We start from the raw sequence: 11924 nt of genomic DNA, 5'->3' as shown, positions 1-11924 counted from the left end.
TGTGGAAAATTAACGACGACGTTTTCTTTTTTGTTTTTCTTCAATTGGCTGCGCGTAACGATCTGGATCAATCCCTTTAACGAAATAGAGAGATTGCTTGACGATACGCGGTGCATCGTAGTCAACTAACGCATAGTGATAGCTATCTTGTAACATAATTAAATGTTTTTCTTTTGAAGAAGCTGTTGCGATTAAGTGATCAACCGTTTGAGGTGGAAGCACATGGTCATCTGTTGAATGCATAACAAGGAGCGGTGCTTGAATACGATTTGATTGCGCGGCCACATCTTTTGTAAATATAATCATTTCACGAGCTAATGCAACAGGGTATTTATCATAGCGATAAACGGTTGCGCGTGGATTTTTGATGTCAGCTGTCCCGATAGGACCGTATGTGTCGCTTGATTGAATGACCGCCTCAACGTTATCAAGCATTTTTGCAGGTAATTGATAGGCTGCATTTAATAGCAGTAAGCCATCTACGTGATATTGTTGTGCAAGATGCTGCGCGATGGTACCGCCAAAATCGAACCCGCAAATAACTTGGTGCTCTGTGCGTTCTTGTAGCCATTCTAAAGCAGCCGTTGCGCTATGGACAAGCTGTTCAATCGTCGTATTGTATAAATCTTCTGACGTTGTACCATGCCCAGCTAAAATAGGCATTTTTACCGTGTAACCGCGTTTGGCAAAAGCCTCTGCCCACGGTTGTACAGATTGTGTTGTACACGCAAAGCCGTGCAATACTAAAATTCCTACATGATTTCCTATCTGTTCGAATGACTCTGAATGCTGTGCTAATGATGTCATAGTTATCACTCCTTATTCGATTACTCTTATCATACCGTTTTTTTAGAAATGAGTAAAATTTTGTTATTTGACAATATGAAAAAATAGTTCATGAATAGTAGAAATAAATAAGGGAATATAAAAATCGTACACAAGAAACAGATTTTTTTCTTGAAGTACAAGAGTGAAATGAATTTTTTTTAATTATTTATATTGAAAAAAGAAAATTTTTTTCGTATAATAACGTTAATGAAAATGCTTACATTTTTAAAAATTACAATTCCAAAGGAGATGAAGTAATTGGACGCTTATTTATTACTCATTACATTATTAGCCATCGTCATCGTCATTGTCGGCGTTTCAGTCTTCAAATGGCACGCGTTCATTAGTTTAGTTGTTGCTAGTTTATTCTTGGCGATTTTCTCAGGCATGTCCTTTGATAAAATTGTTACCGCTTACGAAACAGGTGTTGGCGGTACATTAGGTCACTTGATTGGTATTATCGCGTTAGGTACGATTTTAGGTAAGATGCTTGCCGAATCAGGTGCCGGACTGCGAATCGCAAATTTCTTTATTAAAGTATTCGGAGAAAAACGTTTGCCATGGGCAATGTTTTTATCAGGTTTTATTATCGGAATTCCCGTATTCTTTGAAGTCGGAATTTTAATCCTTCTTCCACTAATTATTTCCATTGCGAAAGCTTCTAAGAAAAACTTGTTACTGATTGGGTTACCTGCAATCGCTGGTTTATCAATCGTTCATGGTTTAGTTCCTCCACACCCAGGGGCTGTCGCTGCTATTGGTATTTATGGTGCTGATATGGGCAAAGTATTATTGTACTCATTAATTATCGCCATTCCAGCAGGTATTTTAGGCGGTCCATTATTCGCCAAATTCATTAGCAAGCGTGTGAAACCAGAAGGCGAACCAAAAACAATCATTATAGAAGATAAAGATGACTCACAAATGCCATCAACTGGTATGTCATTCTTCATCATCTTACTACCCGTTATTTTAATGGTATTTGGTACAATGGCTGGTTATTTAACAAAATTAATTGGTGCTGGTAAAGGCACAGAACATGTATTTGCTTTTATTGGTAGTCCGTTAATCGCCTTATTAATTTCAGTATTTGCTGCGTATTATTTCTTAGGACATCGTTTAGGTATTACGAAGAAACAAATGAAAGAATTTACAGAAGACTGTATTATGCCAGTCGGCTCTATCGCACTTATCATTGGTGCTGGTGGTGGTTTTAAACAAATTTTAATCGACTCTGGTGTTGGTGCGACAATCGGGAACCTTGCACAAAACTTTGATTTATCACCGCTTGTATTAGCTTTCGTTATTGCGGGGCTTATCCGTATTGCGACAGGTTCAGCAACAGTTGCTTTAACAACAGCAGCAGGGATCGTAGCGCCAATTATTGAGCATATGACGGGTGTCAACAAAGAATTACTTGTTATTGTAACAGGTGCAGGTTCATTAATGTTCTCACATGTTAATGATGCCGGCTTCTGGATGGTAAAAGAATACTTAGGTCTAACAATTAAAGAAACATTTAAAACGTGGACAGCGCTTGAAACTATATTATCATTCTCAGCGTTTATTCTTGCACTTATCGTTAACGCATTTATTTAATAAAAAAAGGCCGGAACAATTAAGTATTGTTCCGACCTTTTTTTCAACCTCTTCAGTAAAACGCTTACATTCTTTTTTTAAATACGGGTATTTAAAATAGCGTGACGTACCTTTTTCATTGCATCTGTCGACGTATCCTTACGTAGCACCATAATATTGACGTATAGCGCATCAATTAAGCTGAGCTGTGCAATACGGCTAGAAAGAGCCTCAGAGCGGTATTCCGTCTCCTCGGAGCTTGTGAAAAGGGATACTTCGGCAATTTGTGCCAAGTTTGATTTTGGGAAGCCTGTAATCGCCACGATTTTAGCGCCCGATTCATGTACGACGCGTGCAATATTCAATGTGTCGCGATTTTTCCCAGAGTGGGAGACGATAACCGCTACATCGGTAGGTTTCATTTGACTAGCCGCCATCAGTTGGAAATGCGAATCAATAAATGAATAACATTTTACACCTGTACGTACAAATTTATGGTAAGCATCCATCGCGATGATCATCGATCCACCTGTACCGAAGAAATAAACTTCAGAAGCGGTATGTAAAAGATCTACTGCTGACTCTAGTGATTGTGCTTCTAAAATGTTTTCGGTATTTTCAAGCGTCTGAATATTCGATTTGAAAATTTTTGATGTAATTGTTTCTTCCGAGTCGCCCTCTTGAATTTCTTCATGAATTTGCTTTAAAGGAGCGATGGCTTCTTGGGCTAAGGCAATTTTCATTGCTTGATAGCCTTTAAAGCCAAGGCGTTTACAGAAACGGAAAACTGTCGCATCTGCCACATGAAGCTGCTCTGCAACGCCATTGATTGTATTTTGGATAATATGATCTGGGTTTTCTAACACGAAGTCAGCAATCTTTTTCTCTTTATCGCTTAAGCGAGGATACATGGATTGAATTTTGCGTAATGTGTTTTGCGTCATACGAAAACTCCTTTATATGAAAGTAAATTTATTATAGCATAATCAACTTTAGAAAAAATATTTCTTATTAATAGTTTTAAAATGAAAAAAAATTCGGTATAATAAAAGAAAATAACGAGAAAAAAGGAGAATGCCTTATGAATATTGGTTTAGTTGGCCTTGGAAAAATGGGCTTCAATTTAGCAGAAAACTTAATGGATCACAAACACACGGTAACAGCTTTTGATGTGAATCAAGAAGCAGGCGAAAAATTTACAGCAGTAGGTGGCACATATAAAGCATCTTTAGAAGAAATGATTGACGCATTAGAAACACCACGCATCGTTTGGTTAATGGTACCAGCAGGTGATATTACGGTACAAACAATCGAAACATTAAAAGGTTTATTATCAGAAGGCGATATTTTAATTGATGGTGGGAACTCACATTACAAAGAAGCAATTGCATTTGCGGATGATTTAAAACAACAAGGCATTCACTTCATGGATGTTGGTACATCAGGTGGTACATCAGGCGCACGTAATGGTGCTTGTATGATGATTGGTGGCAATGCAGAGGCATTTGCTACAATCGAACCTTTCATCGCTGACATTTGCGTAGAAGGCGGTTACCTATACACAGGTGAAGCGGGTTCTGGTCACTTCTTAAAAATGATTCATAATGGGATCGAATATGGGATGATGGCAGCAATCGCAGAAGGCTTTGAAGTACTTGAAAAATCAAATTATGATTATGATTACGAAAAAGTAGCGCATGTGTTCAATAACGGTTCTGTTATCCGTTCATGGTTAATGGAATTAACAGAAAATGCATTCTCAAAAGATCCTAAATTAGAAACAATTAAAGGGGTTATGCATTCTTCAGGTGAAGGTAAATGGACAGTTGAGACAGCTCTAGAGCTAGGGACAGCCGTTCCGGTTACAGCATTATCATTAATGATGCGCTACCGTTCACAAGAAGATGATACATTTACAGGTAAAGTTGTTGCAGCACTTCGTAATGAATTTGGCGGCCACGCTGTAGAACGTAAATAATTGACTAGTTAAACGAAGTTTAGATATACGTTTAAAAATAATCGCTTCTAAAAGCATAAGAAAACCGGAATCGCGCAGTGATGCGGTTCCGGTTTTTCATTGCGAACGCTAAAAAAAGAAAAATGACGCGTTTTGTCTTATGCTCGTTTTTTTATTAAAAAGAACAGGGGAAATCATCGTTTAAGTAAAAAAATATCAAATTTATATCATTTTAATGCGGTTTTTTGCACAATTTATCCTTTTTTGTCGAATTCCTTTTACACTAATAAGGTATCAACAGAAAAGAGGCATTACGTAACAAATATTATGAAGAAGTTATTAATTATTGTAGTAAGTTGCTTAAGTTTATTGATTGCAGGAACAGTAGAATTAACATCGGTGCGCGCCAAATCACCGTCGACTATGACGGAATTAAAAGCAAGTGTTGAAAAACATTTAATCGATTTAGATAAAACATTTACGATCAAATATATAGGAAATGGCGATGACTTTGCGAAATATGTCAATCAGCTCATTCCAAATGCGATTGCAAAGAAACCAGAAATTGATTCGGTTGTAAAAAGTTATACCGCGACATCTTATCGTAGTAAAAATGGCGGCGAAGCGACGTTTAACGTCAAGTATTATACGAGCAAGGCGAAGCAAGCGAAGGCGCTAGATAAAATTAAACGTGTAGCGAAAAAAATTAAGAAAAAATATCCGAATTCACCATATAAGCAAGTGAAAAATGTCCATAACTATGTCATTGGGCAAACAAAATACGATAGTCGTGAGGCAGATCGCTATTCGATTTATGGCATGATGTACGATGGTCGTGCGGTATGCCAAGGGTATGCGATGACAACGTATTATTTATTAAAAGAATTAGATATTGATGTACGCTATGTAACAGGATTTGCGGGCGGGGAGAATCACGCATGGAATAAAGTAAAGTTAAATGGCAAATGGTACAATCTAGATACAACATGGGATGATTCAGCTGCTAGTAAGTATCATTACTTCTTAATTAGTGATGCGAAATTAGCAAAAAATCATCAATGGAATACAAGTGCTTTCCCAAAAGCATTAAAAACATATGCAGCAAAATAAAAAGTCGGAGGGTATGTATTCCTCGGCTTTTTTATTTTGCGTTATACTGTAGAAAGAAACTAATAAAGCAGGTGATAATATGTTAACAGAAGCATTTTTAGCGCGTATACGCTTGTCTGGAACAAAAATTGATATGAAACACTTGCCGCTACTATTACGACATGTCGCGGCCTATATACCGTTTGAAAACTTGGATATTATCGAAGGGGCATCAGAGGTATTATCGGAAGAAGGGACAGCGAAGAAAATCTTACAGCAGCAACGCGGTGGACTGTGCTACGAAATTAATCCGCTATTAGCTACGGTTTTAACGGAAAATGACTTTCATGTGCAACTAATTTCGGCAGTTATTTACGATGCACTGCATGAAGAATTTTCAAAAACTGGCTATACGCATACATTGATATTGCTAGAGGAGCACGGGGAACAGTATATTGTTGATGCAGGCTTTGGTAATAACATTCCATTGATGGCAGTGCCTTTAGATGGCCGTACAGTGTCATCGACGAACGGGGACTACCGTATTGAAGGAAATGATTTATATATGAAGCGTCGTTATCGTGATGAACAATTTGTGCTCGCATATCGCTTTGACACACAACCGATTACAAAGTCTCAGTTACGTACTTCGCAGCAAATTATTGAAAACAGCGAGGACTCGGTATTTAATAAACGACCATTGCTAACGAAATGTACGGAAGATGGTACAGTTACATTAGCAGGCAATGATTTAACGATTATGAAAAATGGCCATAAAACGCTGAGGACTTTGACGGATACGGAAAAAGAAGCGGCAAAAAAACAGTATTTTTATCAATAACCGTATACGAAAAAGAGATTGATAATAAATCAATCTCTTTTTATATTACTTTTTAATAAAATAAACATATCTCGCTAGTATATATAAAAAAAACACTTCATTAAAGTAAAAAATCCTCGCTTTTAAAAACCATCTTTTCATCAAAATGAACTTATTTCAAAAAAATTACTCAATGTTAGTTCGAATGTTTATTCTTTTTAGCACTTATTTTAATACTATTTTGGTAAAAATAAGGGAATTAATATGACTTTTCATTTATAATAGAGAGGATTTGTGACAATAGGAGGTTTATTCATTGAAAAAAATAGTTAAAAATATATTAACTGCTTCAGCTATTATTACGTCTACAACGTTGATTGCAACAGAAGGACATGCAGCAAATGCGCAACAAACTATACCATTTAATACATTAAATTTATCATCCATAATAAATCCCAATAGCACTTCCTCTTTTATACATACCCCACCAGAAAGTGCCGGACCATTACAAGATTTAACGATTTCAACAGCGTTTAACTCATCTTCTGTATCAAATGTGGTATTAAATTACCATACAGAGCTAGATAACGAATGGAAACAACTTGAGATGGTTCAAGTAAACAACAAATATGAAGCCGTTTTAACTCCTGACTTACGCCAAGGTCAAAATATTACATATTATATGACCGCAACTGTAAACGGAGACCAAGAATATTCAGATGAATTTACGGTTTATGAAAATCAGCCTGAATATAAACCTGAAAAAGTGCCGTCATTACTCATTACAGAAGTAATGGCTCGTACGACAAAAATCGGCGACACAGAGGCCTATGAATATATTGAGGTCTATAATAATTCAACAAGTACGATTAATTTAAAAGATTATAATATCCAATATCGTTATCCTTCAAAGGGAGCGAAAGGTGATTTAGTATGGCCCGTACAGCAAAAAGGAGATTTGAATTTAGAACCTGGTAAAGCAATGGTCTTTTGGATTACAAATGATGGCAACCGTCAACTAAGTATTCAAGATTTTAATGCACATTATCAGACAGCACTAGAGGAAGGGAAACAAGTTGTGCGTATTGAAGGAAGTGGTTTAACAAACGGCTCTTATCGTGGTGTAGCGATTGCGACAAATACGCGTACAGATATTTCAACAGCGTTTTACAATCAAGATGAGAAAAATCTTGATGTTGGACTAAATCAAGCAATTGTTTATGCATATCCAATCGATGGCAAAAAAAGAATGCGTATTATTTCATCGAAAGAGACAGCAGGTACACCAGGTATAGTGGAGGGTTTCCAAGTGCCAACGCAATCGGTAACGCTTGCGCAGTCCTATTACCCACCAGTTATTTATGATAATACAGAAGCTGAAAACTTTTCGACAGAAGAGGATGCGCATTTAGCATTTGAGCTACGTGCAGATACCGATGTCAAAACGGCCACATTTTATTATAAGCGTAATGGCGATGCAGATTACCGTCCATTAAATATGAAAAAAGGTACGGATGGATTGTATCATGCGATTATTCCACGTGCGGATTTAATTGGGCATTCTTTATTTAAATATTATGTAGTAGCATCGGATGGCGACAAGCAGACGAAAACGTCACCTCGTGCTATTGAAATTTTAGGAAATGAAAAAATTTCAGGACTACAAATGAATGTGGAAAATAGCACATTGCTAACGAAAACTGTCAATATTAAGGCGATGCATTCAAAAACACCAACAGCCTCTAAAATGACGATTGATGGTACAGATGTGACATCGAAAATGACATATGAATTACCAGCGGGTGCCTACTTTGCATTTGAGACGAACCAAACCGCAAATTATTATAAAAATGCAGTAACTATTGGCAAAACGGTATTAAAAACGTTCGATGACCGCTATGATGATTTTACAGCGATTACCGTACCAGTCGAATCAAAATATTTCACAAAAGGAGACAATCGTACATTTCAAGTGCGTGCAGGATCAAAAGATTCTGCATTTGATACATCAGGTGCCAATTTAAATGATATACTCGTTCGAAATATGCGCCTTGTTTTAAATGATGGTACGACATTGTATCCGAAAAATTATATGGACCCGACAAAAATTATTGAAATTGGAGATGCGGGGAATACACCAACTTTTATTGAACCGATTTTTGAAATTCCAGATAATGCATATAATGCGAAAACGTATCAGCTAGATACAACGACGCTAAAAGATGGTGAGCATACGATTGTTTCGAAAAATGGCAAGTCAAAAAAGACAGCTAAAGTCATTGTTGATAATACAGCGCCAACGATTAATAGCTCGATTGCGAATAAAGAAACGTATAAAGGTGCATTCACAATTAATGCCGAGATTATTGATGCCAATGCGACAGATGGTGCAACTGCAACACTAGACGGCGAGCCGATTGAGTTACCATATGATACATCGAGTGCTGCTTTGAGTGCGGGGGAGCATACGATTGTTTTCCAAGCAACAGATCGCTTAGGCAATAGCGCAAGCAAAACCGTGAAGTTTACGACAAAAGAAGAAATGCCGTATGAACCACTATTAGTCGGTCCAACAATAAATAGCACAACAGAAAATACAGCACCGTTATTAAATGTGAAAGTAAGTGATCCAACAAATGATAATGTCGATGTTGCCTTTAATCGCGGCTACTCCTATGAGGCCACTAACAATAATGTGACTGTGGTCGAAAATAATGCCGAAAAAGAGCCGCCAGATGAGCTTGCATCATTAGGTGAGGTCGAAGTATATGATAAAGAAGCGGTTGCAGCAACAGATGGGAATTATGTGACGACAAAAAGTATCGAGAAATTCCCATATCATCGCTTTAAATTAAATTTAGATGCTAATGTTACAGCAGAAGATGAAATAGAAGTGAACTGGGAAGGGAAATCACTCGTTGGTCGAAAAGTAACGATGTATATATGGAATTATGACCGCGCCAAATGGGAAGCGAAAATTTGGAAAATCGCTGAAAACGAAAAGAATTTTAAATTAAATACGGTTGTAAAAGGGACACAATATACACGCTATAACGAAGTGCAAGTGATGGTACAAGATGAAATTGCGAGCACAAATCAATTTGATTATTCATTTGTATGGATGAGTGATACACAGTACTATTCAAAAAGTTATCCAGCTATTTATAAGCGCATGACGGAATGGGTGGCACAGCAAGCAAATCCATTAAACATTAAATATGTTTTCCATACGGGGGATTTAGTAGATACCTATGATAGTGCTAAACAATGGAAAGTAGCTGATGCAGCAATGCAGACACTTGATACAGCAGGCGTACCTTACGGTGTATTAGCAGGGAATCATGATGTTATGAGTGTGACACATAAAGAATCGGATTATACAAATTATAATAAGTATTTTGGGGAATCTCGCTTTGTAAATAAAAATTATTACGGTGGTTCTTATAAAAATAACCGTGGACATTATGATTTGATTAGTGAAAAAGGAACAAGCTATATCATGATGTATATGGGCTGGGAAATTGGTGAAGAGGAAGTTGCTTGGATGAATAGCGTGCTGAAGAAATACCCAGAGCGCAAAGCGATTTTAAACTTCCATGAATATTTAGGTACTGATGGCAAGCGAACAGATACAGGAAATTATTTATTCGATAAGGTCGTAAAACCGAATAAAAATGTCTTGGCTGTATTGTCGGGTCACTTATCCGATGCGGAAATATTAATTAGTCCGATTGATGATGACGGCGATGGCCGAACAGACCGTAAAGTACATCAATTATTAATGGATTATCAAAGTGGCGCTGAAGGTGGTCAAGGCTTCTTGCGTCTACTAAAGGTTAATCCGATTAGTAATAAAATCAACGTAGAAACTTATTCACCATATTTAAATAAAAACAATTACTATGACCCAGAAGATTATCCAGAAAAAGATCAATTTGAAATGGCAATCGATATTGCACCAAGAGAAAAGATGGTCGCAACAGATTCGATTTATTTCAATGTGTATACAAATGAGCCAATCAATAAATTATATGATGTAGCAGATGGTGAAACGGTACAAGCGCGCTGGCGTGGACTGCAGTCAAACACCAACTATAGTTGGTATGTCAAAGTAACGGATGAATTTGGAGGCGAAAAACGCTCACCTGTTTGGAACTTCACGACAGGTACTGGTTCAGATACGACCGATTATGCAAAAAATATTACCGTTAAAACGGCAGATGGACAGGTGATTGCGAGCCAAAAAGCAGAATCAGGGTATGAAATTCCACTGCCGAAGCAAGAAAATGCGGTGTTAGAGGGATTATATAATGATGCGGCATTTACGACAAAAGTGAGTCGTAATGAAAAATTCTCGGAGGATAAAACAGTCTATGCGAAATTTGTAACCGCGCCTCCACAACCGACACTTCAAGTAACAAAAATTACGTATAATAGTGCAAAATTATCTTGGGAAGCTTCGGATGGGGCAACTAAATATGAAGTATACCGCGCATTAAAGAAAGATGGCGAGTATGAAAAGGTTGCGACAACAACTGCAACCGCAATAACGGATAAGAAATTAGCGACAGGTACGACGTATTATTATAAAATACGTGCATTAACAGAAATAAATGGAATTGTACTAAAAAGTGAATTATCATCGGCGTTTGCGGTGAAGCCACGCCCGGCAACATCGACCCTAGCTGCATTAACGAAAAAAGGATTGACAGTTTCAGGAAGTTATAAAAAAGTAACTGGTGCCGAAAAATATGTTGTCTATCGCTCAACTAATGATGGGCTATTTAAAAAAATCAAAACACTTGATACGAAAACAGTAAAATTCACAGACAAAACTGTGAAAAAGGGCAATACCTACACGTATAAAGTGCGTAGCTATCGTACAGAAAATGGCAAGAAATATTATAGTAGCTATTCAAACATACGCTCGATTCGTATCCATTAACAACTAAATAATAGTAAAAAAAAGAAGAGATTGTTCTATGTTAGGATAATCTCTTCTTTTTTTAGTATAATATATTTGTTTTTTTAATAAAAATGTATATGATAAAAATAGATACAAAGTACTTCGTTTGATATATTAAGTAATCAATTTATCATATTTGTAATAAATTGATGCTTTTAAGTAAGATATTATTGATATTTTTATGCTATTATTAACTAATGCTAAAAGGTTACGTAGGAGGAATTTAACATGCGTATCGTTATTTGTGACGACAACTATTCAACAATTAATTTTGTACATAACTCATTAGAGCGTCTGGCGAAAACTTCAGATTGGAAAGTAGAATTCGTTTTAACGACAAGAAAACATACATCTGTACAACAGTTTTTAACATTACACCGTGCAGAGGTCTATTACATAAGTGTAGATTTAGAAAACAATGAGGGTTTTGCACTTGCTGAAGAAATTCGACAACGTGATCCGCAGGCTGAAATTGTTTTATTATCTACATCTGCGACAACGCTTGCTACAGTAGATGATACGGTTGTGAAAAGCTATCAAATGCTACTTCAAGAACAAACAGCACATTTTGAAAAGCGCTTATTAGAAGGGTTTACGGCATTATATAATCAAAAAGGCTAACAATTGGTTAGCCTTTTTTTTGCATTTTTAAAATATTTATGACATAAATGACATAGGAGGTGTTA

General features: G+C 36.7%; 8 protein-coding genes. 6 read left to right on the top strand and 2 right to left on the bottom strand.

Translation table 11 applies throughout. The annotated features are described in order from the left end of the window. Positions 1–9: 9 nt before the first annotated feature. The gene (locus ACFSY7_RS18535; RefSeq protein WP_380149115.1) at positions 10–807 is read right to left on the bottom strand and encodes an alpha/beta hydrolase; all 798 of its coding nucleotides are present in this window, start codon (positions 805–807) and stop codon (positions 10–12) included. Positions 808–1086: 279 nt separating this feature from the next. On the opposite strand from ACFSY7_RS18535, the gene ACFSY7_RS18530 reads away from it, so the two are divergent. Beyond that, positions 1087–2427: a GntT/GntP/DsdX family permease gene (locus ACFSY7_RS18530; RefSeq protein ID WP_380149114.1), complete on the top strand. Its 1341-nt coding sequence runs from the start codon at positions 1087–1089 to the stop codon at positions 2425–2427. A gap of 77 nt (positions 2428–2504) precedes the next feature. Here the strand turns inward: ACFSY7_RS18530 and ACFSY7_RS18525 are convergent, their stop codons facing one another. Then, positions 2505–3350: a MurR/RpiR family transcriptional regulator gene (locus ACFSY7_RS18525; protein ID WP_126990104.1), complete on the bottom strand. Its 846-nt coding sequence runs from the start codon at positions 3348–3350 to the stop codon at positions 2505–2507. A 137-nt stretch (positions 3351–3487) separates the two neighbouring features. On the opposite strand from ACFSY7_RS18525, the gene gnd reads away from it, so the two are divergent. The 5 genes from gnd to ACFSY7_RS18500 all read left to right on the top strand — a co-directional run bounded on the left by gnd (position 3488) and on the right by ACFSY7_RS18500 (position 11859). Continuing rightward, complete coding sequence (gene gnd / locus ACFSY7_RS18520) at positions 3488–4384, top strand: phosphogluconate dehydrogenase (NAD(+)-dependent, decarboxylating) (RefSeq protein ID WP_380149113.1); 897 nt, start codon at positions 3488–3490, stop codon at positions 4382–4384. A 306-nt stretch (positions 4385–4690) separates the two neighbouring features. Then, on the top strand, positions 4691–5473 hold the full coding sequence (locus tag ACFSY7_RS18515) for a transglutaminase domain-containing protein (RefSeq protein WP_380149112.1): 783 nt from the start codon (positions 4691–4693) through the stop codon (positions 5471–5473). Between the two features lie 79 nt (positions 5474–5552). Continuing rightward, a complete protein-coding gene (locus ACFSY7_RS18510) occupies positions 5553–6293 on the top strand; it encodes an arylamine N-acetyltransferase family protein (protein ID WP_380149111.1) in 741 nt (246 codons plus the stop codon). A 295-nt stretch (positions 6294–6588) separates the two neighbouring features. Further along, a complete protein-coding gene (locus tag ACFSY7_RS18505; RefSeq protein WP_380149110.1) occupies positions 6589–11217 on the top strand; it encodes a metallophosphoesterase in 4629 nt (1542 codons plus the stop codon). Positions 11218–11466: 249 nt separating this feature from the next. Further along, on the top strand, positions 11467–11859 hold the full coding sequence (locus ACFSY7_RS18500; RefSeq protein WP_139992140.1) for a response regulator: 393 nt from the start codon (positions 11467–11469) through the stop codon (positions 11857–11859). Positions 11860–11924: the final 65 nt, after the last annotated feature.

The sequence above is a fragment of the Kurthia populi genome (assembly GCF_042686175.1).
In the GTDB taxonomy this organism is placed as follows: domain Bacteria; phylum Bacillota; class Bacilli; order Bacillales_A; family Planococcaceae; genus Kurthia; species Kurthia populi.
The sequence above is the reverse complement of the archived record's forward strand: the minus strand, read 5'-3'. Positions and strand labels throughout refer to the sequence as shown.

Bases quoted from the DNA above. Each gene is read 5' to 3' on its own strand.
- ACFSY7_RS18535 (WP_380149115.1), bottom strand. From the start codon at position 807: ATGACATCATTAGCACAGCATTCAGAGTCATTCGAACAGATAGGAAAT.
- ACFSY7_RS18525 (WP_126990104.1), bottom strand. From the start codon at position 3,350: ATGACGCAAAACACATTACGCAAAATTCAATCCATGTATCCTCGCTTA.
- gnd (WP_380149113.1), top strand. From the start codon at position 3,488: ATGAATATTGGTTTAGTTGGCCTTGGAAAAATGGGCTTCAATTTAGCA.
- ACFSY7_RS18515 (WP_380149112.1), top strand. From the start codon at position 4,691: ATGAAGAAGTTATTAATTATTGTAGTAAGTTGCTTAAGTTTATTGATT.
- ACFSY7_RS18510 (WP_380149111.1), top strand. From the start codon at position 5,553: ATGTTAACAGAAGCATTTTTAGCGCGTATACGCTTGTCTGGAACAAAA.
- ACFSY7_RS18500 (WP_139992140.1), top strand. From the start codon at position 11,467: ATGCGTATCGTTATTTGTGACGACAACTATTCAACAATTAATTTTGTA.